The organism is Roseomonas sp. F4 (assembly GCF_053891155.1).
In genome coordinates, this window is the sequence record NZ_JBSSHK010000003.1 from 729,853 (window position 1) to 752,747 (window position 22,895).

Genomic DNA, 22,895 nt, shown 5'->3' on the forward strand with positions numbered 1-22,895 from the left:
CAGCGTGGTCCGTATTGTGGCGAGCTGTTTCTCGCAGGACTGACTACAGCCTCAGCCGGTCCGCGCAAGCACGCGGGCGACGGTGGTGTGGGTCCAGGCGCCTTGGCCGCGGGGTGTCGGCACGCACCTCTCGTTCAGCGCCCGGGCTAACGCGGCCCGGCCAACCACGCCCTCGTCGCGGAGCCGCTCGACCTCAAGGTGGATCCTATGTGCTGCCTGCTCCGCCGCCTCACGCCGCGCCAGGGCCGCCGCGCCGCTGTCTGGGCCCGCCGCAGGCCTATAGCCCCTGTCGCCGCCCAGCACCGCCCCACGCGCCTTGGCGGCCGCCAGCGCCGCCCTGGTGCGCTCGCTGATCAGCTCCCGCTCCTTCTGGGCCATCGCCGCATAGATCCGCAACATCAGGTCGTCGGCGCCCGGCATGTCCGCCGCCCTGATGGAAACGCCGTCCTCCAGCAACTGCGACAGGGTGTGGGCGCGCCGGGTGATCCGATCCAGCCGCGCCGCCACCAGCACAGCGCCGAGCTGCCGGCAGCGGGTCAGCGCCGCCTGGAAGCCGGGTCGGCGGTCGTCCTTGCCGCTGGCGATGTCGGAATACTCAGCGACCAGGGGCCAGCCCTGGCTCGCCGCGAAGGCCCGGACGGAGGCGGCCTGCGCCTCCAGCCCGAGCCCGCTCTGGCCCTGCTCCGCGGTCGAGACCCGGTAGAGCCCGACCGCGTAGCGCGGCGCCGCAGCACCATGCCGCATCAGTTGGCCTCGGCGATGCGGTAGATGCTGTAGGAGCCCTTCGCGCCGGTGTTATTCGGCCCGACCTGCCGCACGCGTTCCATGACCTCCACGGCGATGCCCTGGCGCTTCTTGAGGCCGGCGAAGAACCCGCGGACCGTGTGCTGCTGCCAGCCCGTGGCCTCGGCGATCTGCGCGACGGTGGCGCCTTCGGGGCGGCGCAACAGGGCAAGCACCGTCTCCTGCTTCGTGCCCTCGCGTGGCTTGCGCGGCGCGCTTGTCTCACGCGGCTTGCCGGCGAGCGAGGCGCGGAGCGTCTCGACCGCCTTGCTGATCGGGCTGCTGGTGGCGTCCTCATTGGGGCAGGCGTCCCACGCCGCCAGGAAGGTGAGCGCGGCATCGCGCAGGCCGGCGCGGACGGGCGCGGCGGGCGTCTGTGGCGCCGCCTGGGCGGCGTCGGCGTCAGCGCCGGAACTCTCCCCCGCCGCGGCGTCCGACGCCGCCCTGGGCGCCCTGTGGGCCACCGCGTCGCCCTCGTTCGGGTCCAGCCCGATGGCCCGCATGCCCTCGTCGGTGATGCGCGCCACGATCCAGGTGCCGTCGTCGTCCTGGCGCCAGCCCAGGCCGACATGCTTCCGCGGGGCGTTGATCTCGGTGAGCAGGTTGTTCTTGATCAGGCTGCGGAACACCGCGTTGCGCGCCGCGGCCGGCAGGCCCTTGGGCGCGCGAGCCAGCCGCGTCTCGTGCTGCGCGGCAGCCAGCAGGATCATCGACTGCGTCTCGGAAAGCTTGGTCATCGTGGTGGTCTCCGGTTCCGGGCGCCGACCATCGGCCCCTACTGCCGGGAGCCCCGCCGGGCAGAACCCGGTCGGGGCGGTGCGGGAGCGACCCGCTTCAATCGGCGTGTTCGCCGCGCTTCAGGTATGCGTCAGTCACCCGCGCAAGCAGGCCGTTCCAGTGCTGCAGGCTGGCATGCGCACTCCAGAGCACCGCGTCGGCGTCCGCGCCGAAGTGGTCCGCGCTCATCTGCTGAAGCTCGGCGACCATCGTATCGAAGCGCGCCTTCTCGGAGAGGAAGGCTTCGAGGCTGCGTTCCTGATTGCGGGCGGTGCGGTCGGTCATGCTCGTCTCCGTCGGGGTGCAGGAATCCCCTGCGCGTGACGGACCATTCGCGTATTGCCGCGCACGAGCCAAGCGCATCTCGTCGTCGTCGGATTGCTAAGATCGGAGGCGTTTGATCATATCATGATCGCAGCCACTCCCGATGCGCTGATGTCCACCCATGGCTAAACCGAGCGGGAGGCGCTGCTGCGGCATGCGCGGCAGGTGGTGCCAGAGGGAGTTTCGTTTGCCGTGGTGGCTGAGGACGCAATTCCGGCCGACCGCATCTGGCGCAACGCCTGGACCATGGACATAGCCGAACCAGGCGCCGTCACGGTGGACATGGTACTTGCGCGCTAGGTCCATCGCACCCGGCTGCGTGCCGCGCGCGCGCCGCTGCTGGCAGGACTCGACGCTGACTTCCTGCGGGCGCTGGAAGCGGGCGACGACACGCGCAAGGCGCAGGTCGCGGCACGCAAGCAGATGCTGCGGGATGCACCTGGCGCCGAGGCGCTGGCCAAGGCCGCGACATCGGACGCGCTGATCGCGTCGATACCCGATGACGAATTACGCCAGCGCTACGTGCGATTTGCCAATATCGCGAAAGGAGAAAGCTGATGGCCGCGGACGATCTGGGCGACGCCGCCCGCATGGCGGGCCTGGCCGCCGTTACCGGCGGTGCCGCACGCGTCCTGGTCGCACTGCACGGCGGCGCCCGGCGCTGGCAGGTGCTGCTGCTCGAGGCGGGTCTCGGCGGCATGCTCGGCATCATGGCGGCAGGCGCCGCGGTGTGGTGGGATCCGAACCTGCGCGACGTGGGTTGGCCGCTGCTCATCGTGGCCAGCGCTGCAGGATGCGCCGGCGCCATTGGGACCAGGGTGATGGATATCGTCGTGGCCGCGGTGGAGCGGAAGGTCGGGTGTTGCCCTCCAGCGTCTCACCTGTGCCAGGGGCATGGCGGCGATGCGGACCATCCGCGTGACTGCCGCGCCGAGGGCGCGGATCGCGGCATCGCGCTGCACCGCGGTGGAGGCCAACTTCGATTTCCGCGCCGCCTTCAATGCGACGGCCACGCGGATAATGACGGCAGTGCTGCGCAACCAGCAGGCAGGGACGGAGTATGCCTAGAAACCGGGGGCCTGCGGGGTTCGGACTGGGAAGCTTACGATCAAATGCCTTCAGCTTGTTTTCCAGGCCTTCAGCCACGCAGCTTCCAGCGCTTCCTTGGTGCAGTGTACACGCTCCCCGTAAAGCTGCGTGTCGGCAAACGATCGTAAGACTCGCTGCTCCATGGCAAATGCTTGATCCGCAGATGCCCACTTTTGTGTCCAGCCGCCCCCCCACCTCTGCCCCAGAATTTCGTGTGGAACATGCTTGTTCAACTCATCTAACCTCGTCACCCAGTCGTGCGCCCAGCCAATCTTCCACACGTTCGCGGTCCCAAACTGAAACGCGTATGTGCGCGCCTCTCGAAGCGCATCGCGAATCACGGTCGTCGCGAATGACGATGGTACGGGCCCCATTGTGCCTCCAGGCCCAATCGCCGCGGCAATACGCTCTCTTTCCTCGCGTATGGCCTGGGTCTGCCCAACGTCCATCTCTTCGCGCGGAAGTGCGAGAATCCGCTCTTGCTCATCTGCGGTAAGCAGCACCGCGTTGCTCATCGCCGACATAGGGAGCTGTCTACCGAGTACATCTGTCATTTCAGGAAACGGAACATCCGTAAACCGCCACGCGCGCGTGATGAGCACCGCGTGCGGCCACTTGATGTCGCCGTTGGGACCCTTCTCAGCCTCTGAAAACGACGTCGGTGGAAGCGCTTGTCGGCTGTGGAATTTGCTGCGGCCAAACTCGGCAATGCCCAGCAGCTTCCCCCGCTTGGTTTCCTGGGTTTCAGGGCCCTTCGTACCGACAAAGGCGATCGTATCGCCGGCTTCTGATTGTTCGAGGAGCGCATCCAAACTCCCCCGCATGCTGAATGCGACTATTGGCCAGTAGATCGGGTCGAACCCCCAAAATCGCTTGATGAACATTTTCATGAGGGAAGGTCGCTACCTTTGCTTCGTTACTGGTGACCCGCGATCTCGCGCCGCCGACCCGAAAGCAGACTACATCGACGCCAAGCTCCTTCAACATACTCCTCGCCCGTTCGGCGCTCGCTCGCTTCGATCCTTACGAACCCAGGAAGCCAAAACACACGAGGACCTTCGCATGCTCACCCTCGACGTCCCGGTCGAGCCGTATTGGCTCGACCTGCCACGCGGCGGGCGCGTCAGCATCCGCCCCGTCACCGCCGCCGTGATGGTCGCGGCCCAGGCCGGTTCCGCCAGGCGTCTGGGCGCGCTGCGGGCCGCGGAGGCCGATCTTGATCCGACATGGCGCGCGGCTTGGCCGTCCACCCTGGACCGCACTTGACGGGGGTCGTCGGCCCGTCACCATGCCGCAGGACGGAATTCATGCCATGTGCAACCTCTACGCGATGACGGCCAGCCAGCAGGCCATCCGAGACCTAGTGAAGGGCTGGCGTCGTGCTGAACAGGGATGGCTGGACCTGACCGGCAACCTGCCGTCGATGCCGGGCATCTTTCCCGACTATCCCGCGCCGATCCTGAGGCGCGAGGGGGCTGGGCTTGCTCTGGCCACGGCGCGGTGGGGAATGCCCTCGCCGGCGTTTGCGCTGAAGGGCCGAAACTCCGACCCCGGCGTGACCAACGTGCGCAACACAAGCTCGCCTCACTGGCGCCGCTGGCTGGCGCCTGAGGCGCGCTGCCTGGTGCCGCTCACGTCCTTCTCAGAGCCGGAGCTGCAGCCGGACGGCAAACGCCCGCCCACGTGGTTCGCCTTGTCGTCCGACCGCCCGCTGGCGTTTTTCGCCGGCATCTGGACGGCGCAGTGGCGTTCGGTGCGCAAGGTGAAGGAGGGCGAGGTGTCGGCGGACCTCTTCGCCTTCCTGACGACGGAGCCGAACGCCGAGGTCGGCGCCATCCATCCCAAGGCCATGCCAGTGATCCTGACCGAGGCCACCGAGTGCGAAACCTGGCTGGATGCGCCCTGGGAGGTCGCGAAGGAGCTGCAACGCCCGCTTCCGGATGCCGCGCTCACGATCGTGGCCAGGGGTGAGAAGCAGGATCCTCCGGTGGCAAACCTGACATAGGACGCTACGGCTCGAGGCATTCCGATCCACCGCCGCCTCCGCCCGCATTCCGATCGGACCGCCATCACCCTGCGTAACACCTCTTCCCACGGAGCACATGTTCCCTATACGTTCTCCTCCAGTGGAGGACGCCTAGGCATGCCCGCAGACGACACACCCGCCAGTCCGATGCCTCCCGCCTGGGTTGCTCCGGCCCTGTGGCGCACCATCATGGCGGCCTATGAGGCGGCACTTGCGGCTGGGGCATCGGGGGCTCAGGCGATCACACGGGCCAGGGAGGTCACCGCCGCCGCCTGGCCCGCCTTGCCGGCAAGCCACCTGCGGGAAGCCATCTCGGCCCTCGCAGCGCATGGCGAGCCGGTCGTCTCGGAGGCGAGCTTCCCAGCAGCAATGACACCTGCGCCGCGCGATACGGTGGTCGAATGCCTCGCCTATGCCCTTCGGTATGACGCCAGGGGTAAACCGGCGACCAGCGCCCGCGACATGAACGCCAGGCTGGCGGCGGAATGGCTAGCCGATCATCTGGCGCGGTCGAACCTGATGGTCATCAGCGCCCCGCCCGGCGCGCTGCACCGCATCGGATAGCCCCGTGACGGCCTTCGCGGAATTGGGAGCGCGGTCGCACTTCAGCCTCCTGGATGGCGCCTCCTCGCCCCAGGAACTGGTGACGGCGGCCAAGGCATTCGGGCATGCCGGCATCGGCATCTGCGACACCAATTCCTTGGCTGGCGTGGTGCGCGGCCACGTCGCGGCCAAGGCCGCCGGGTTGCCCTATCTGGTCGGCGTCCGGTTGAACATCGCCGATGCCGGCGAATACCTGGTCTGGCCGACCTGCCGCACGTCCTACGGGCGCCTGACGCGCGTGCTGTCGGAATCCAAGATGGCGGCCCCGAAGGGCGAAGCCGTCATTGCATTGGAGGCGATGCACGCGGCGGCGGAAGGCTGGGTCGTCGCGGCAATCCCGGGTGCCGACCTCGGCCCTGCCTTCGCTGCCCGCGTTGCCGGTGATCGCGCGGCCATGCGAAACCGTCTCGCACTACCCCTGCACGTCACCGCACGCGCCGTCCGCGATGGCAGAGACCAGGAGCGGATGGATCGCCTGGCTCAACTCGCGCCGCTGCTGGCCACCACCGACGTTCGCTATCACCACCCTGCACGCCGGCGGCTGGCCGACGTGCTGACCGCAATCCGGCAGATCCGCCCCGTCGACGCCATCGGCCACGATGCCGAACGGGGCGCGGGCCGGCGACCTGGCGCACGCATCGCTGGTGTCTTCGACGCGGTTCATCGAGCTCGACGCGGCAGTGTGGTCGAACAACACGGTGCGCGTGATGGCGCGGAACATCTCCGCGGCCACGTTCGACCTGGCGGCGGCGACGCTGTCGGTGGGGGTGACGAAGCGGCAGGTGCCTTAACTGAAGAGGAGCCGACCCAGCGGCGCAGTGACGCAGTGACGCAGGGTCGGCCCTCTGGTGACGCTATGCGTTCAGCGAGATTCTAACCTCACCGCCTGCGGCCTCGATCGCCTCATGAACAATCCTTCGCATACCCGCCAGAAATTCGCGGGCCTCGTTGGTGACGATTGAGCCCGGAACCGGCGCGGCGGCATCGTAGATCTCATTGATATCGTATGCCCGCAGCGTCGCGGATCCCCTTCCTGCCCGCCCATATGCCTCACGCCACTCCTTCAACGTGTTTGAGACCATGCGGCCGTGGAGGAAGGAGTGAAGAGCGCCGAAGACCGACTTCTTGACGACGGCAGTTGCCTGCTGCGCGTCATCATCGGTATCGGGGCGCCTCGTCCAATCCGCGGGGGCGTCCAGGAACTTCGAGATCTCTTCCATGAGCCGTTCTTGCAGATCGGCCAGAGGCTTCAGGTTGTCGTACTCGACGTCCCACTCGCCTTGGATTCGGCGCGTAAGCGCTTTGATTCGAGTCCAGTGCTCCTTGTTGACGCCCGGAGACGCCTCGAGGCCCAGCCTCGCCGCCCACGGTTCGTGAAACTTCCTGGACGCGAGCTGCACAGCGAACAGAATACCCGTCGTGTCGTAAACGGGCCGCGCGGCCGCCGGCTCTGGCTCGCGGATGGCATCCGCAAAGGAAGCGATCAGCTTTTCCAATTCCATCACCACGCCACGCGGGAGCTTTTTTGTGGGCGCTTGCAGGCCGCCCAACATGAAGCACCGCGGCATAAGGGATCGCTCCAGCGCGTTTGCTGTCAGTGATCCGAGCGCGTCCCGGAGCGACGAGATGCCGTTTCGGACCGACGCGAGCACATGCGCGCGCTTCGCATCGGCAGTGGGGAGGTTGTGCCCTTTCACTAGGTCGAAGTGAGTGAAGGCAATCGTCAGCTTATCGTAGTTGCCGCTGGCGGCGACCACGCGAAGCACTGACAGAGGCGCAGCCTGCATTGGTTGCTGCGCACTATCGACAAGCAAAATGACGTCGACGTCGGCAAAACGGCGCGTCACATGCGTCGTGACGCTCGACGCAGAATCAGGCGTATGGCCAAGGCCCTGGCCATCGAGAAGTGCCAGCTTCGGGTGATCATCCATGAACCCCGGGAAGAGCGGGCCCGAAACTCGAATGCCATCGACCAGCGGTGTCAGAAGCCTGCCGAAAGCCGGAGCATAGTTGCTCGAAAACCAGCGAACCTCTCGGATAAACTCATCGCGGTCATCAGTCTCGAACAGCCACACGTTTGGCCAGCCATCGCCGCGCCGCTGAAGTTCGCCCGCCTCGATCGCTTCGAATCGGCCAAGCATATCGTCCACAATATCGTGGACCAATTCACCGAGATCGCTGTCGTCCTGGAGGGCCCAAAGGAGGACATCGAGCGCTTCGTCGCGCTCGCGGCCGGTCATTTTGGTGATGTTCTCCCCGAGGCCTTCAGAGACCTCCTTGACGCAACGCGTGAAGCTCCGCCGAATTCGCTCAATGTATGCCGCGAGCGCGGCGTGGTTGCGAGCGCGGTCGCCATCGGGGGTGTCATCGTCGCTGGGCGCAGGTCCATCAGCCTCTTCACCAAAGGACCAGTCGTCAGACGTAGCAGCGGCCTCAGTAGAGGGCGCCCAACTACCCAGGATGTAGCCCATACGAAACCGCTGGTCGGGATGGTTGAGGAGACGGTCACCGACCCTTGCCTCGTCGTCTCCGTCCCAGATCGCCGTGCAGGCATTCATCACGCATTCCTCCACGCTCGCTTGGACGGCGAAGCGAGGGAAGAACGTGACCACTGCGCGGTAGGGTCCCTCCGCCAGGACGACTTCGGTGTCCGCAATCGTAGTCCTGGATGTGGACGTGGAGGGGAACCTGTCTTCGTCCGGGTCGGAACCGATCAACTGGCGAAGCAAGGAAGTCTTGCCGGCCCCAGTCGTGCCCACAAAAAGCACTCGGGCATATCCTTCGTCGCGCCCAGGGAGAGGGACATGCCTACCGCGCACATCCCAAGGATCGGCAGCCAGGGCGAGCAGTTCATCGTAGAAGGCATCCACGATGGGCTTTTCGAAGCGGAGCTCCGCGTCGCTCCGCCTGGCGCTGTTCCACCATGTTTCATCTGCTAGAATATCGTTCATCTGAGCGACCAGCCGGTCGGCCTCGGCTTCATCAACCGTGCTGAGCCCGCGTCGAATCTTTCTTCCCGGCTTCCCGCGGGTGTCGTTACGGAGCGGGTGACGGAAGGTCACCGACCAGCCCGGGCGGTTTCCGGTCTTTGATTTCGCAGCGGTGTATGATGCCATGGTTATCTCCAATCATGTTGTTCCACGATGTACCGGAACATGATGGGGCGCGCCGTTGTCGTCAAGAGGGAATTTGGAACATCGCGGAACAACGTCGTTGTGGCCGATTTCGGCACATATCCCGACCAGGAGTTCCTTGCGAATTTCGGCTAGCGGCATCCCGAGGACGTCCCGCATGGCGCGGATGGCCAGAACCCGTTCGAGAGTATCGGCGGGGTAGCGGGCTGCGGGTCCGCGGTTCAGGGGCGCCGGGAAGGCCCTGCGCGACCCACGAGCGAATGGTCCGCGCCTCGATGCCCGAGGCGGCGGCCAGATCGGAGAGGGATGGCTCGGTGGCGATCATGGGGACGTTCAACCGGGGGGAAATGCTGACGGCGGCGGAGGCAGCGATGCCAGAGCCTTACGCGGCGCCACTGCGTGCAGCGCTTGCACGCGCGCGGGCTGGCGAGGGGCCCGGAGACTTCATGAGCCAGCAGGGCTGGGTTCAGATCGCATTCCAGAATGCGTTTCGCCACCTGGCCAGCGGTACGGCCATCGAGGACGCACTCATTGAGACGGTCGGCGCCGGCGGCGATACCGACACCAATGGCGCGATCTGCGGCGCGCTGCTGGGCGCAGCGCAGGGGCGCGTGGCAATCCCGACGCGCTGGGGAATGGCGGTGCTGGCGTGCGGGCCGCTGGCGGAGGCTGGTGTGGGTCAGCCACGGCCCCAGCGGTATTGGCCAGATGATCTGCCTGCATTGGCGGAGGCACTTATGGCGAGGCGGTTACCGCCGAGAGCGGAAAGATTGAACGTGCGCGAATACTGTCGCACGGTTGCAACCCAAGCGTCGGTGGGACAGTGAATGAACGTAAAGGCTGAGAGCCCGGGAGCTCAGTGCTGGTTTGTCGGCGCCAGTTACGGCGCGAAGGGCGATCAGACGGATCGCTTTCTCGCCGAAGGCATCTGGGAGAACGGTTACACCGACAAACTCCTCGACCTCGTGAAGTCGATGCGACAGGGCGATCGCATCGCGATCAAGTCCTCCTTTACGCGCAAACACGGACTGCCGTTCGACAATCGGGGCCACACCGTGTCGGTCATGGCGATCAAGGCCGTCGGGACGGTCACTGAAAATCTCGGCGATGGGAGAACAGTGCGGGTCACCTGGACGAAGGTCGATCCTGTTCGCGAGTGGTATTTCTATACCCACAGGGGAACGGTCTGGCACCTCCTTCCCGGCGAGTGGGATAATGACGGACTGATCGGCTTCGCCTTCGATGGGCAGGCACAAGATATCGAGCGCTTCTGCAATGCACCGTTCTGGCGGGAGCGGTTTGGCACAGCCGGCGCCGGAGGGCAGAATCGCTTCGCCTGGACCTCATTTTACGAGGCGGTCGCATCCGCGTTGCTGGCCCATCGCGAGGACAGGGGCGCGCTTGTCAGCTTCATCAAAGGCATGTCGGAGCGGCTGCCGGGGATGGGCTATCTGGGGAAGGACAAATACGCGGACGGTACCCAGGGCTTCATCAGAGACATCTGTCCCTTCACGGCAATGGGTCTATTCAACCGCGGCGTGACCCCAGCGAACCGCCGAGTCATCGCAGCCGAACTCGCGGGATTTCTTGCGGTGAAGGAGCCCGTGCCGAATTCCTACGACGGCGTTCCAGTGCTGTTCAACATGAAGTCCTGGTTCTTCCCAAGAGAGGCACAGCGTGCTTCCGACCATATCGACGCGCTTTGGCGAGTCTTCGCTGTCTGCATCGAGTTCGCCGATACAGAGGACGATGCTGCAAGGCCTGCGTTCGCAAGTGCGTTCGAGGATGCCGCTGGCCGCCCACTGGTGGGATGGAACCTGAGCATTGGTCTTTACTGGACGCGCCCATGGGCGTTCGCCAGCCTCGACAGCAATTCGTTCGCCTACATCACCGGCTCACTGCGGATACCAATCGGGGCTCACGGACCAAATGGCCGCTGCAATGCGGCCGACTATCTGGATATCACGGCCACCTTGAAAACTCGGTTCCAGGAATTTGACTACCCGGTTCATTCATTCCCGGAACTTTCTCTTGAAGCGTGGCGACACAAGGCTCCCACGGACGCCGCAGAGCAACCCGCTAATAAAGCAGATATGGAAATGGAGGAGGACGACGAGGACGGCGAAAATGGGGGGACGGCAAGCGATGACTTGCGCCTTTTACCGCCAATGGTTCCCTACACAGTGAATGACATCCTCGCGGACGGCTGCTTCCTCGATCTATCTGAGATCAATCGGTTGCTCGCACGTTTGCGCGACAAGAAAAACCTGATCCTTCAGGGGCCGCCAGGAACGGGCAAGACGTGGCTTGCGAAGCGACTTGCCTTTGCACTGGTTGGGCTGCGCGACGAGAGCAAGGTGCGTGTCGTCCAGTTCCACCCCAACTTGTCATACGAGGATTTTGTCCGGGGTTGGCGTCCGGTTGGCGACGGCAAGCTTGCGCTTGCGGACGGTGTCTTCATGGAGGCGATCAGCGCCGCCTTGAAAGATTCAGCATCGAAGCACGTCGTCGTTATTGAGGAGATCAACCGCGGCAACCCCGCGCAGATCTTTGGTGAGCTTCTGACGCTGTTGGAGGCGGGCAAACGCACTCCGAAAGACGCCATCGAGCTCTGCTATCCCGACGCAGACGGCAAGCGGCGACCGGTCCATGTCCCCGAAAACCTCTTCGTCATCGGGACGATGAATATCGCAGATCGGTCGCTGGCGTTGGTCGATCTCGCATTGCGCAGGCGCTTCGCCTTCGTCGGACTCGAACCCAGGCTTGGGCCGGCATGGGAAGAGTGGGTGGTCACCTCGTGCAATGTCGATCGGAAGCTTGCGAAGGATATTGAGCACCGCCTCACGAAGCTGAACGAATTGATTGCAGCTGATTCACGTCTTGGGAAGCAGTTCCGCATCGGGCACAGCTACGTGACGCCGTCCCATCTGCTCGAAGCTGGGAGTACGAGGGATTGGTTCAGGCAGGTCGCAGAAACTGAAATCCTGCCTCTGCTTGAAGAATACTGGTTTGAAGGTGGGGGGGAGGCGAAAAAGGCCTTCGATGGCTTCATGCAAGGCTGGTGATGATCGTCGCCGAGAATCCGCCAGTAGGCCTGAGCCAGCAAGCGGCGGGCTATGTCGGTCGGATCCCCGTTCGGAATCTCTGGCTGCTGATGCTGTACGGTTCAGACCTTTTCCGGATGCGTGGCAGAAGCGAAGTTGCGCTTGAAGAAATGCCGGACGATCTGCCGGATGTCGTAGCCGAGATTCTGGCAGGCGCAACGGAAGCGCGCCAGCGCCGGCACCTTAGCCTCGGCTATCAGCATCGCCATGAGGTACTCAGCCGGGTCCGAGGTCGCATTGATGTCCTGACGAGCGAGCGGCGCCAATTGCTGTCTCGAGGCGCTGTATCGTGCCGCTTTGACGAACTCACCATCGACACGCCTCGTAACCGCTTCGTCCGCGCGGCCCTCGAGATGATTTCGAAGATCGTTCAACGCGATGAAGTCGCGCATCGATGCCGGTCACTCGCAGGTGCCATGAAGGCGTCCGGTGTTTCTGGGCACGCCCCGACCCTTCGCGAAATGAGCCTCGATCGGTTCGGTCGCCATGATGCGGAAGATCGGTTCATGGTTGCCGCGGCAAGGTTGGCTTTCGATCTGGCGCTTCCCACCGAAGCCGCGGGCACAAACTCGCTTGCGATGCCGGAGCGCGAGGAGGTTTGGGTTCGACGGCTGTTCGAAAAAGCTGTCGGTGGATTCTACCGCGTAGTGCTGGATCCCTTGGAATGGGAGGTCCAGCGCGGCGGAAAGCTCGAATGGCAGATTGATCATCGAACCAGCGGCATCGACGGGATGATGCCTGGCATGGTGACCGACGTCGTGCTGATACACCGCCTTGCCGCTCGCCGCATCGTCATCGATACGAAATTCACGTCGATCCTAACCAAAGGACTGTATCAGGAGGCAACACTTCGGAGCGGATACATCTATCAGATCTACGCCTACCTTCGCTCACAGGCGGGCCGGGGTGATGCCCTTGCCGACAATACGACGGGACTTCTCTTGCACCCCGCGATTGGCGAGAGAGTGGATGAGGCCGTGGCGATACAAGGACATGTACTACGGTTCTCGACAGTAGACCTCGCTGGCACCGCGGCGGAGATGCGGGAACAGCTGCTGCGGGTTACTGAGCCGCATCCAGGGTGACCATGAAGGGTGTCTCCAAGGCTGCAGCCTTGAGACCGTTTGTATCAGGTCGCACCTCCTCCGCCAGTTTCGCCTGTTCTGCGCCGCTAGGGTGCTTTCGCTCCGTCACGCCCCTACCCACCGCCGACCTGACCTTTATCGGTAGCCGACGGGATTTTCGTCCTGTCGTGTGCGCATGCTTGGCGGCGCGATAGGGAGCCAAAACTAAGCTTTTTCGAACGGGAATGGAGTGCGGCGCCAGAAGCGCTGGAGACCGTTCTGAGTGATTGTGCGCTCCTCCATCTGATGTAGAAAAGCCGCAATGATGGCGCTGTCGCCGGTTCGCAGAACATCCCGGATCGCTTTCTCCTCACGCCCACTGTCGGTGCCAAACGCGGACCAAGATGGTGTCATCCAGTCCAAATAGGCTTGAAGCCTGTCAGCGGCGGTCACGAAGTTCCCTTGCACAGTCGCAAGCCAAGAAACGGACTTATCGATAACGCCTCGGCCCTCGGGTGGCAGACAGAACCGGCTAACCCAGCTTGCGATATCGTCAAAGGTACGGAACGAAGCGAAAAACGCCGGCACCTTTGCGTTGAAATTGCGTAGCAGGTGCGCTTGGTACTCTGGCTCGAACATGTCCTGGAAAATGCGTGGAGGCCGCCCCTCCTCTTCAGTCCGTACCCACCGGTTGGGAGCAGGCACGCCGATCACGCGTTCGACTTCGAACGGTTTGTCATATCCAAGCGTAAGGGGATGCTCGAAGCGCGACAGCGGAATGACCGACAGCGCCATTCTGGAGCCGCTCGCTGAGGAAGTCCGCCCGATATACAGGCCCACAATTGCGATCTCGATCGGCGGCCGGAACAGCCAGCGGCCCCGCAGGATTAGGTCAGGATGCTCGGCCAGGATCGGAGCGAATACGTCTCGAAGCTGCTTCAGCGTTGCCATGCTCAGGGCGTCCGGCGAAGTTGGATGACCAGGATCCGCGGATTGCTGACGTTGTTGTTACGCCCGATTATAAGCACTCGCATAGATCCGCGCTGCCTGGGTTGCACCTAAAGTGGTCGCCCCCCGTCTTTATGTCATAGGCGCAACATTGTCCGTTCCCGCCATGTGATGGTAGAGGTCGAGGCCGATCGATCCGGCTGTGCCGTAGGGACGAGTCTGGCCACCTACGAGAGACAATTCTGCTCTTACCATGGTCATCCGTGGATCGCATTGGCGCTCGATCGCACGCTGCGTGACCCCTATGCACATCCATGCCCCATTGCCGTGGTGAGCGTCCGTCGCGCGGCATCCCTGCGGCGATCTCGCCCAGCCCTGGATCGCCCTGGCCTTCTTGCCTGCCCGAGTGGCGCAAATGGCCGCTGACTTCCTCCGTCTCGGAGGCGCTAACGGGAAATTTGGTCGGCAATGGCCACCTCCTGCGATGTGACCGTTATCCTAGGTCGCGTGCGCGCGCACACTGGTGCGGTCGATCATCGACAGGATGAGCAGGCCCGTCGGGTTCCGTCGCTCGACGTGCCGCTCGCAGCGGTCGAGGACGCCGAGGCGAGCCGCCGGCATGGTTCTGTCGCGCTGTCGGCCTCGCCGCAGCCGTCGGCCAGCGCTTCCAGCATCACTTCCCGCAGGCCGGACGCGGTCCATAGTCGGAATTGCCGAAACACCGAGTGCCAGTTGCCGAGTTTAGCCGGCAGGTCACGTCACGGCGCGCCGGTGGGCGCAATCCAGAAGATGGCGTCCAGCACCCGCAGATGGTCGCGGGCGGGCCTGCCGCCGGGCGGACTGGCCGACACCACGAAGAGCTCGAAGAAGGACCATTCCGCGGCCATCAGCAACCCGCGGATCAACGCCGATCTCCATGTCACAGATCAGCGTGGAATCACGCCGCGCCCGGCTGGGAATCCCCCTACGGCCGGTTTGTCAACGCGACCTAAATCGTCTGTTCCGCCGTCATCAAGCGACTACATCGGTACACTTCTGCCGTGGAATTGCACGTCTACCAGTGATGGTGGCAGGAATCGGCTAACGCTTACTATCAAGCAGAGCCAACCTTTTTCGAAGCGCCGTTGAGATGACACGGAAGATGTCTCCGCGAAGTGCGCAGGCGCGGCTCCGCGCACACCAATAACTGGCGCTGTTCCTATTCCGACGGCAGGTCCAGCGCGCTCCACAGCTGAGTGCATAAGGCGCCGAATTCCGCGGAGCCACGCAGTGCCCGTCCATCGCGTGGTCGCGCAAGGCTAATCGGCAGGTCCAGCTTGATCCGCCCCGGCCGCTGCGACAGCACCACGACGCGATCCGCGAGCGTCACGGCCTCTTCGATGTCATGCGTGACAAAGACGACGGAGCGGCGATGCGTTGCCCAGACCCGCAACAACTCACGGCCCATCACTGCCTTCGTCTGGCTATCGAGGGCACCGAAAGGCTCATCCATGAGATACAGATCCGGCTCATAGGCCAGCAGCCGACCAAGTGCGACACGCTGGCGCATACCGCCGGAAAGCTGGTGCGGCAGATGCCGCTCGAAGCTCGTAAGGCGCAGGAAGGCGACAAGCTCTGGCACCCTGAGCGCGATGTCGTCCCGCGAATGGCCAGCCAGTTCAGCGCCCACCGCGATATTGTCGAAGACGCTGGCCCAGGGCAGCAGCGTGTCACGCTGGAACATGAAGCCCAGGCGGGGTGGCGGGCCTGTCACCTCCACACCATCGACACGCACCCGCCCGCCGGCCGGCGGTAGCAGGCCGGAGACCACGCGCAGCAGCGTGGATTTGCCGCAGCCGGAGGGGCCGACGATGGCGAGGAACTCGCCGGCCGCGACCTCAAGGTCCAGCCCGCGCAGCACCTCCACCGGCTGGCCGCCAACGCCGTCGAAGACGATATCGAGTTGCTCCACGGCGATCTTCGGCGGCGGCGATGCGCTGCCGGAGGGCGGTGCCAGGTGAATCTGGCTGATGCCGTCGTTCATGCGGACCTCCAGGAGGAAAAGCGTCTCTCGAGCCAGCCCACCGCGGCATTGCCGATCATGGCAATGGCCATCAACGTGACGAGGCCGGTGAAGACGCCGGTGGTGTCGAGATGGCCGGCGGAGCGTTCGATGTACCAGCCAAGCCCGGCACTGGAGCCGATCAGCTCACCGACCACTGCGCCGATCAGCGACAGGCCAACGCCGAGCCGCAGGCCCGCGATCATCCACGGCACCACCCAGGGCAGCAGCACGCGGCGGGTGACGAAGCTGCGGGAGGCGCGCATGGTGCGGAACAGATCCACCAGGTCGCGATCGATCGTCTTCAGCCCCTCATGCACATTCAGCATGAAAACGAAGAGCACGGTGGAGAAGGCCATCATTACCTTGGAGAACAGGTCGATACCGAACCAGATGATGAACAGCGGCGCCAGCGCCACGCGCGGCAGGCTGTAGAGACCCAGCACCAGCGGCTCCGCAACGCTGTTCGCGTATTTGTAGCGCGCCATGCCGATGCCGATCGGCACACCAACAACGAAGGCCAGCGCCAGACCCAGGCCTGCTTCCGTGACGGTACGGGATGCGTGGGACCAGAGCTCCCCGGTCAGTGCCAGCGCCCAGAGCCGTTCGGCGATAAGGCTCGGCCGGCTGACCCAGATGGGATCCACGCCAAAGCGGCCGGCGGCTTCCCAGGCACCGAGGATGAGGGCGAAGAGCAGCAGGCGGTCGCGCAGCAGCGCGGCCTGGCCACTGCGCCGCGCCGGGAGGGCGAGGCTGGCGCTCATGCCGCGCTCTCCGCCGCCGGGCTGGTGGCGATGGGGCGCGATGGATCGGCGCTCCATCCAGACCAGGAGGCTGGGAACAGCGCCGCCTCGATGCCGATCGAGGCCAGCGCCGCGATCTGATGCGCTGCGGAGACGCCGCCGCCGCAGGACACGGCAACTGGCCGCGTGCCATCGACGCCCAGGCCCAGGAAACGCTGGCGCAGGACCTCGGCCTCCGCAAAGCGCCCATCGGGGCCGAGATTGCCGCTGGTCGGCGCGCTGATCGCGCCAGGGATGTGACCGGCGTCGAAATGCGCCGTGCCGCGCGCATCCAGCAACTGCCCCTGGGTGGCCAGCGTCGCCGCGGCATTGGCATCTACGACGGGAAGATGGCCCGGCGAGAGGACGACATCGCCCGGGTCCGGCAGCGGCACCTCCGTGGTCACCGCGCCCTTCCAGGCCTGCAACCCGCCGCTGAGGATGCGCACATCCGCGATGCCCGCCCAGCGCAGCACCCACCAGGCGCGCCCGGCGCGCTGGCCGCGGCTGCCATCATAGACGACCACCGACTGCCCCTGGCGGATGCCCCAGCGCCGCGCATCGCGTTGCAGGATGGCGATGTCCGGCAGCGGCCGCTTGCCCGCCGCACCGGCCGGCGGGCCGGCGAGTTCGGTGGCGAGGTCGACAAAGACGGCGCCAGGGATATGACCGGCGCGGTAATCGGCACGACCATCACCCTCCTCCCCGGGCACGCGCACATCCAGCAGCACGGGTCGGTTGGGCGTGGTGAGCTGTGCCGCGAGTTCATCGGCTTCGATGAGGACGCGAAAGCGGGATTCGCTGCTGTCGAATGGCATGCTGGTGACCCCTCAGGCCGTCGCGCGCTGGCTGGCCGCGGCCTCGCGGCGCGCGCGGCTGTGGCGGTTTTCCGGCCAGGGCAGGTTGAAGTGGGACCGGAAGGTCGCGCCCTCATATTCCTTGCGGAACAGGCCGCGGCGCTGGAGTTCCGGCACGACGTGGGTTGTGAAGTTGCGCAGCGCGCCCGGCATGGTCGGCGGGAACAGGATGAAGCCGTCGGAGGCGCGTTCCTCGAACCAGAGCTGGAAATAGTCCGCGACCTCTTTCGGCCCACCCACCACCTCCGCCCCGCCACGGCTGCGGCGCCAGGTGCGGAAGACGTCGAGCAGCGTGATGCGGTCCTCGCCATAGGAGAGCTTCGCCTGTTCGACGATGCGTGCCGCATCCGGCGCCAGATCGGCGAGCGCCGCGACCTCCCCGATCCAGGCATCCGGCCGCTCGCCGGACAGGTCCACGCCAAGCGCGGCGGAGAGCGGCGAAAGGTCGGACGGCGCCACGGTCAGCTCCTGCACCTGGCGGTACAGCGCGTGGCCCTCCGCCTTGGTCTCCCCAACGTAATAGGCGATGCCGCAGACCAGGCTCTGACTGTCCGGCCCGCGGCCGAAGCGGGCCAGGCGCGATTTCACCTCGGCGTAATAGGCCTTCGCCTTGTCGAGCTGCAGCGCGGTGCCGAAGCGGATATCGGCGTATTGCGCGCCGAAGTCGCGCGACCGCTCGCTTTCCCCTGCCGTCAGGATCGGCACCTGGCCCTGCGGAGGCCGCACGATGTTCAACGGCCCGCGCACCTGGAACTGTTCGCCACGATAGTCGATGCGGTGCACGCGATCCGGGTCGAGGAAGCGGCCACCCTCCTTCTCCGCCACCAGCGCGCCATCCTCCCAGCTATCCCAGAGCTGGTGCACGATCTCGGTGAATTCGGTGGCGGTGTCGAAGCGCTGGTCAGTCGCCCAATGCTCGCTGCGGCCGAAATTCGCCGCCGCCTCCGGGTCGCGGCCGGTGACGATGTTCAGCGCCAGACGCCCGCCGCTGAGATGGTCCAGCGTCGCCGTGGCGCGGGCCACGTTGAAGGGATGCGCATAGGTTGTGTTCACCGTGGCGACGATGCCGATCCGGTCCGTCACCGCGGCGACGTAGCCGGCCAGCGTCAGCGCCTCCGGCCGCAGCACCAGGTTCGGATGTTCCGTCTGCTGTTCCGGCAGGCCGACGACTCGGTCGCCGATGAAGTAGAAATCCAGCTTCGCCGCTTCGGAAAGCTGCGCGGTGCGGCGCAGGAAGGCGGGGTCGAAGGTGCCGTCGGCGCGGGCATCGGGCAGTCGCCAGCCCGCCGGGTGGAAGCCGGTCGCCCAGATCGAGAAACCAAGCCGGATATGCTTGCGGGACATTGAAGAGAATCCTTCCGCGTCAGCGGGTGGCGGCCTGGCGCGTGACTAGCGCCGGCACGATGGTTTCGTAGGAGACAGCGCGGATCGCCGGGTCGGTGGCGACCAGGTCGTCCTGCAGCCTCTGGATTTCTTCCGGCGTGTAGATGCCGTCGCGGCTCAGCCGGTCAGGCAGGCCGGCGGCGACGCGGGCGAGAATCTCGGGCGGCAGGGAGGGGTAGAGGCGGGTCAGCGTCGCCGTTGCCAGCGGCTGGTCATCCAGCAGCGCCGCCTGGCTGCGGAGCAGCACGCCGCGCAGCCGCGCCGCGAGTTCCGCATTTGCCTCCGCCCAGCCCTGCCGCCCGATCAGGGCGAGGGAGGGCACGGATTGCGTCCGCCAGTCATACAGCACGCGATAGCCCTGGCCTTCCAGTCGCAGCGTATCGAGGTTGCCGAACATGCCCGCGGCGATGCGCCCGGTATCCAGCGCCGCCTTCTGGGCCGCGCCGACGCCGGCGCCGAGCAGTTCCACGTCGCGACCCACCTGCAACTGCGCCTCGCGCGCGAAGGCCAGCCGCGCCAGGTTCTCGGTCAGGCTGCCGGCGGAGGTGATGCCGACGCGCTGGCCGCGCAGATCGGCCAGGCTGCGTGCCGGCGATGCCTCGCGCACCACCAGCGAATAGGTGTGCCGCCGGTCCAGCGCGAAGGCGATGATGCCGTCGATGTTGCGATTGCGCAGCCGCACCGCATGCTCGGGCGCGCAGATGCAGTAGGTGATGCCGCTTCCGACCAGAGCCTGCACCGCCGGCGCGCCACCGCGGAAATCGACAATGCGCGCGGCGATGCCGGCCTCGGCGAACCAGCCGCGCTCGATGCCGAGGGCAACGGCGGCAGAGGCGTCCCCCAACTGGCCCGCGGTGCCGAAGGTCACCTGGTCCTGCGCCCGTGCGGGCAGGGCCAGCAGCAGGATCGAAGCCGCCAGGCTGGCGATACGAAGATGACGGGATAGAGCCATGGGCATGTCCAGAATTCCAGATCCGCGCCTGCCGCCATGCGGGCATGGCGGCAGGCGCGCGGCGGATCACCGCGCGTGAAAAGGGCTTCAGCCTGAAGGGGCCGTCTCAGCTGCGCGCGGCGACGCCCTGCTGCGCTGCCGCGTGAAGCCGCGGCGGATGCAGCACGCCGCGGGCGCGCTGCAGCACGAGCCGCGCGACACGCGTGGCGTCCGCTACGCTTGCAAAGCGCGAGCCATCCAGATCCTCCAGCGCGGGATCGACGGCGACGATGTGCCAGTTGGTGGCGGAATGGACGGCGACGGCGACGAAACGGCCATCGATCTCAATGGGGCGGGACTCGATCATGTTGGGGCTTCCCTCTCGGTTGCGGGGTGTAGCGGGATCAGCCGCGACAACAGCGCATCATCATTCCGAGGCCGAGCGGCATGGGCGCGGGACGGAGGAGAGCAAGCGGCATCGATCGAGCCTTCCAGAGAAGCCGCCAAAGCAATCGAGCCATGATCGCTCCGGGCAATTCCTATTTGCCGATCCATAGGCGTGGAGTCAAGAAAATACACCGATGTATATCGTCGTTTTAAGCTACCAAGGGCCGCTCCGGCCCTGCGGCGCCGCGTGTTTCGTGGGTTCGTGAGGAGGTGTAGCCTTGGACGACACCGGCTGCCGTGGTGCCCGCCGGGGGTGAACAGGACGAACGCATGCCTCAACCAACCATCGCCATCGTCGGGGCTGGCTTCAGCGGCACGCTGCTGGCGCTGCACCTGCTCCGCCGATGTCCGCCGACGACCCGCGTCGTCCTGGTGGAACGCAACAGCCAGTTCGGCCGCGGCCAGGCCTATGCCACCGGCAATGCCGACCATCTGCTGAACGTGCCCGCCGGGCGGATGAGCGCCTTCCGCGACCGGCCCCATGACTTCCTGGATTGGCTGCAGGGCCGCGCCGCGGAGGATCCCTGCATGGCGCAACCGACCGCCGGCTGCTTCGTCGCCCGCGGCCTGTTCGGCGACTATGTCCGTCATCTGCTGAACGCCGAACTGGGCCGTGACGACACGGGCGACCGGCTGGATCTGGTGCGCGGCGACGCTTTGGCGTTGGAGGAGGACCGGCTGGGCCTGACGCTGCGGCTGGATCGGGACCGCAGCATCGCCGCCGACCTCGCCGTGCTCGCCGTGGGAAATTTCCCACCCGAGACCCCTCCCGGCATCGCCAGCGCGGCGCTCGATCGCCCCTGGTACCGGGCCGATCCCTGGGCGCCGGATACCTTCGAAGGGCTGGACCCGGAGGCGCCGGTGCTGCTGATTGGCACCAGCCTGACCATGGTGGATGCCGTGGTCTCGCTGCTCGGCCAGGGCCATCGCGGCCCGATCCATGCGCTGTCCCGGCGTGGCCTGTTGCCGCGCGCCCATGGCGGCCCCCCCACGCCGCCGCCTGAGGCGCGGAGCCTGCCGACCCGGTTGAGCCTGCTATCGCGGCAACTGCACCAGGAAGCGCTGGCACGCGCAGCCAAGGGCCAGGCCTGGCAGCCTGTGGTGGATGCGCTGCGGCCATTCACCCAGGATCTGTGGCAGGCCATGACCCTGGCCGAGAAGGCGCGTTTCCTGCGCCATCTACGGCCTTGGTGGGACGTGCACCGCCACCGCATGGCACCGGATGTGGCGGCGCGCATCGCCGCGGTGCGGGAAAGCGGCCAGCTTCAACTGCATACCGGGCGGATCCAGCGCGTCGATGATCTCGGGGAGATGCTGGAGCTGGTGTTCCGCCGCCGTGCGGATGGGCAGGACCAGGCGCTGCGGGCTGCCCGCCTGGTGAACTGCGCCGGGCCGGGCGCCGATTACGACCGCATCCGCCACCCGCTGGTGCGCAACCTGCTCGATTCCGGCCTGGCGCGGCCGGACCCGTTGCGGCTCGGCCTGGATGTGACGGCGGCCTGCGCGCTGCGGGACCGGGAGGGGGCGATCTCCCGCCGCATCTTCGGTGTCGGGCCGGTCACCAAGGCGGCATTCTGGGAGATGACGGCAGTGCCCGACCTCCGGCGGCAGTGCGAAAGCCTGGCGGAGCATCTGGCCGGGCTGGTCGGCGCCGCCCCGTCGCGCCGCGGCTGAGGCCGCCGCGGCAAGGATGGCGCCGGCCATCCTTTGGGGCGACCGGACCAACCCGGCGCCCCACAATTATCGCTATAAAATTTCGTGATTCATACTATTCACTTATGATGTGCGGGTTATAGTGCATCCGGGCGCACCGATCTCGGGTTGCGCCAGCCTGGAATCCGCACCGTGGCAAGCAGCGCATCAAGCCTTCCCGTCGTCACAGAGAAATGGGCGGAACACCTCGCCTGCATGCCCACCGAAACCGCGATCCGGGACGTTCTGGCCCGGTTCGCAGGGCGCGCGGCGCTGGTGTCTTCCTTCGGCACGCAATCCGTCGTGCTGTTGCACCTGGTGGCTGCCGTGGACCGGGCCGTACCGATCATCTTTCTCGACACCGGCAAACTGTTCCCCGAGACGCTGCGCCATCGAGATGCGGTGGTTGCCCGACTTGGCCTGACCGATGTTCGTAGTGTGAAGCCTGATCCCCGCATGCTGGCGCAGCAGGACCCGCTCGGCGGCCTCTGGGCCAGCAATCCGGATGCTTGCTGCGGGCTGCGCAAGGTGGTGCCGCAGGCGCGTGCGCTGGAGGGGTTCGATCTGATCCTGACCGGCCGCAAACGCTACCAGACCCTTGCGCGTGCCCGCTTGCCGATCCTGGAAGCGACGCCCGATGGGCGGCTGCGCTTCAATCCCTTGGCTGATTGGGATGCCGCGGCGATCGAGGCCTATCGCCTCGCGCAGGGTCTTCCGGCGCATCCCCTGGCCGCGGCCGGCTATCCTTCCATTGGCTGCCACCATTGCACGGACCGGGTGGTGCCAGGTGAGGATGCGCGTGCCGGCCGCTGGCGTGGCCGGGGCAAGTCGGAATGCGGGATGCATCCGCGGGCGGAGAGCCGCCCCGAGCCGCGGCTGGAGCCCGGCCATGCCGACTGAAGCGCCAGCG

General features: G+C 65.9%; 24 protein-coding genes. 9 read left to right on the forward strand and 15 right to left on the reverse strand.

The features are described 5' to 3' along the window. Positions 1 to 51 precede the first annotated feature (51 nt). The 5 genes from ACVFYP_RS15705 to ACVFYP_RS15725 form a co-directional block, all read right to left on the reverse strand. Positions 52 to 744: a recombinase family protein gene (locus tag ACVFYP_RS15705; RefSeq protein WP_499201125.1), complete on the reverse strand. Its 693-nt coding sequence runs from the start codon at positions 742 to 744 to the stop codon at positions 52 to 54. Beyond that, complete coding sequence (locus ACVFYP_RS15710; protein WP_499201126.1) at positions 744 to 1,520, reverse strand: DUF3489 domain-containing protein; 777 nt, start codon at positions 1,518 to 1,520, stop codon at positions 744 to 746. The genes ACVFYP_RS15705 and ACVFYP_RS15710 overlap by 1 nt, the downstream gene beginning before the upstream one ends. A 97-nt stretch (positions 1,521 to 1,617) precedes the next feature. Further along, positions 1,618 to 1,845: a hypothetical protein gene (locus ACVFYP_RS15715; RefSeq protein WP_499201127.1), complete on the reverse strand. Its 228-nt coding sequence runs from the start codon at positions 1,843 to 1,845 to the stop codon at positions 1,618 to 1,620. Between the two features lie 557 nt (positions 1,846 to 2,402). Then, positions 2,403 to 2,861, reverse strand: a complete 459-nt coding sequence (locus ACVFYP_RS15720) for a hypothetical protein (protein ID WP_499201128.1) — start codon at positions 2,859 to 2,861, stop codon at positions 2,403 to 2,405. A gap of 141 nt (positions 2,862 to 3,002) precedes the next feature. Next, on the reverse strand, positions 3,003 to 3,863 hold the full coding sequence (locus ACVFYP_RS15725) for a hypothetical protein (protein ID WP_499201129.1): 861 nt from the start codon (positions 3,861 to 3,863) through the stop codon (positions 3,003 to 3,005). A 172-nt stretch (positions 3,864 to 4,035) separates the two neighbouring features. Here ACVFYP_RS15725 and ACVFYP_RS15730 point away from each other — a divergent pair, with 172 nt between their 5' ends. From ACVFYP_RS15730 to ACVFYP_RS15745, 4 genes are all read left to right on the forward strand, one after another. Then, on the forward strand, positions 4,036 to 4,239 hold the full coding sequence (locus tag ACVFYP_RS15730; protein ID WP_499201130.1) for a hypothetical protein: 204 nt from the start codon (positions 4,036 to 4,038) through the stop codon (positions 4,237 to 4,239). A gap of 46 nt (positions 4,240 to 4,285) precedes the next feature. Next, on the forward strand, positions 4,286 to 4,978 hold the full coding sequence (locus tag ACVFYP_RS15735) for an SOS response-associated peptidase (RefSeq protein WP_499201131.1): 693 nt from the start codon (positions 4,286 to 4,288) through the stop codon (positions 4,976 to 4,978). Between the two features lie 138 nt (positions 4,979 to 5,116). Continuing rightward, positions 5,117 to 5,563 (forward strand): hypothetical protein, encoded by a 447-nt coding sequence (locus tag ACVFYP_RS15740; RefSeq protein ID WP_499201132.1) that lies wholly within the window; start codon positions 5,117 to 5,119, stop codon positions 5,561 to 5,563. Positions 5,564 to 5,567: 4 nt separating this feature from the next. Continuing rightward, the gene (locus tag ACVFYP_RS15745) at positions 5,568 to 6,479 is read left to right on the forward strand and encodes a PHP domain-containing protein (protein ID WP_499201133.1); all 912 of its coding nucleotides are present in this window, start codon (positions 5,568 to 5,570) and stop codon (positions 6,477 to 6,479) included. Here the strand turns inward: ACVFYP_RS15745 and ACVFYP_RS15750 are convergent. Then, positions 6,457 to 8,718, reverse strand: coding sequence for a Rab family GTPase (locus tag ACVFYP_RS15750; protein ID WP_499201134.1), 2,262 nt, complete (start codon positions 8,716 to 8,718; stop codon positions 6,457 to 6,459). The two genes, ACVFYP_RS15745 and ACVFYP_RS15750, sit on opposite strands and share 23 nt — an antisense overlap. 12 nt (positions 8,719 to 8,730) lie before the next feature. Continuing rightward, positions 8,731 to 9,033 (reverse strand): MerR family transcriptional regulator, encoded by a 303-nt coding sequence (locus tag ACVFYP_RS15755; protein ID WP_499201280.1) that lies wholly within the window; start codon positions 9,031 to 9,033, stop codon positions 8,731 to 8,733. Between the two features lie 50 nt (positions 9,034 to 9,083). On the opposite strand from ACVFYP_RS15755, the gene ACVFYP_RS15760 reads away from it, so the two are divergent. Genes ACVFYP_RS15760 through mcrC form a run of 3 tightly spaced genes read left to right on the forward strand, consistent with a single transcriptional unit; the run spans position 9,084 to position 12,925 of the window. Then, positions 9,084 to 9,563 (forward strand): ADP-ribosylglycohydrolase family protein, encoded by a 480-nt coding sequence (locus tag ACVFYP_RS15760; RefSeq protein ID WP_499201281.1) that lies wholly within the window; start codon positions 9,084 to 9,086, stop codon positions 9,561 to 9,563. Next, positions 9,564 to 11,801 carry an McrB family protein gene (locus ACVFYP_RS15765; protein ID WP_499201135.1) on the forward strand — a complete coding sequence of 746 codons (2,238 nt, stop codon included), beginning with the start codon at positions 9,564 to 9,566 and terminating at the stop codon, positions 11,799 to 11,801. Further along, entirely contained in the window at positions 11,801 to 12,925 is a 1,125-nt protein-coding gene (mcrC, locus tag ACVFYP_RS15770) for a 5-methylcytosine-specific restriction endonuclease system specificity protein McrC (RefSeq protein WP_499201282.1), read from the forward strand. The genes ACVFYP_RS15765 and mcrC overlap by 1 nt, the downstream gene beginning before the upstream one ends. A gap of 204 nt (positions 12,926 to 13,129) precedes the next feature. Here mcrC and ACVFYP_RS15775 read toward each other — a convergent pair whose 3' ends face one another. From ACVFYP_RS15775 to ACVFYP_RS15810, 8 genes are all read right to left on the reverse strand, one after another. Then, the gene (locus ACVFYP_RS15775) at positions 13,130 to 13,855 is read right to left on the reverse strand and encodes a hypothetical protein (RefSeq protein ID WP_499201136.1); all 726 of its coding nucleotides are present in this window, start codon (positions 13,853 to 13,855) and stop codon (positions 13,130 to 13,132) included. 755 nt (positions 13,856 to 14,610) lie between these two features. Then, a complete protein-coding gene (locus ACVFYP_RS15780; protein ID WP_499201137.1) occupies positions 14,611 to 14,757 on the reverse strand; it encodes a hypothetical protein in 147 nt (48 codons plus the stop codon). 293 nt (positions 14,758 to 15,050) lie between these two features. Further along, on the reverse strand, positions 15,051 to 15,875 hold the full coding sequence (locus ACVFYP_RS15785; protein ID WP_499201138.1) for an ABC transporter ATP-binding protein: 825 nt from the start codon (positions 15,873 to 15,875) through the stop codon (positions 15,051 to 15,053). Next, positions 15,872 to 16,657 (reverse strand): ABC transporter permease, encoded by a 786-nt coding sequence (locus ACVFYP_RS15790; RefSeq protein ID WP_499201139.1) that lies wholly within the window; start codon positions 16,655 to 16,657, stop codon positions 15,872 to 15,874. The genes ACVFYP_RS15785 and ACVFYP_RS15790 overlap by 4 nt, the downstream gene beginning before the upstream one ends. Next, the gene (locus ACVFYP_RS15795) at positions 16,654 to 17,493 is read right to left on the reverse strand and encodes a sulfurtransferase (RefSeq protein WP_499201140.1); all 840 of its coding nucleotides are present in this window, start codon (positions 17,491 to 17,493) and stop codon (positions 16,654 to 16,656) included. Before ACVFYP_RS15795 ends, ACVFYP_RS15790 begins: the two co-directional genes overlap by 4 nt. 12 nt (positions 17,494 to 17,505) lie before the next feature. Then, positions 17,506 to 18,876 carry an NtaA/DmoA family FMN-dependent monooxygenase gene (locus ACVFYP_RS15800; protein ID WP_499201141.1) on the reverse strand — a complete coding sequence of 457 codons (1,371 nt, stop codon included), beginning with the start codon at positions 18,874 to 18,876 and terminating at the stop codon, positions 17,506 to 17,508. A 19-nt stretch (positions 18,877 to 18,895) separates the two neighbouring features. Next, on the reverse strand, positions 18,896 to 19,867 hold the full coding sequence (locus ACVFYP_RS15805; protein ID WP_499201142.1) for an ABC transporter substrate-binding protein: 972 nt from the start codon (positions 19,865 to 19,867) through the stop codon (positions 18,896 to 18,898). A 106-nt stretch (positions 19,868 to 19,973) separates the two neighbouring features. After that, positions 19,974 to 20,213, reverse strand: coding sequence for a hypothetical protein (locus tag ACVFYP_RS15810; RefSeq protein ID WP_499201143.1), 240 nt, complete (start codon positions 20,211 to 20,213; stop codon positions 19,974 to 19,976). Between the two features lie 350 nt (positions 20,214 to 20,563). On the opposite strand from ACVFYP_RS15810, the gene ACVFYP_RS15815 reads away from it, so the two are divergent. Together ACVFYP_RS15815 and ACVFYP_RS15820 are read left to right on the forward strand one after the other, a co-directional pair. Continuing rightward, positions 20,564 to 21,967, forward strand: coding sequence for an FAD/NAD(P)-binding protein (locus ACVFYP_RS15815; RefSeq protein WP_499201144.1), 1,404 nt, complete (start codon positions 20,564 to 20,566; stop codon positions 21,965 to 21,967). 171 nt (positions 21,968 to 22,138) lie between these two features. Further along, complete coding sequence (locus tag ACVFYP_RS15820) at positions 22,139 to 22,885, forward strand: phosphoadenylyl-sulfate reductase (protein WP_499201145.1); 747 nt, start codon at positions 22,139 to 22,141, stop codon at positions 22,883 to 22,885. Positions 22,886 to 22,895 lie beyond the last annotated feature (10 nt).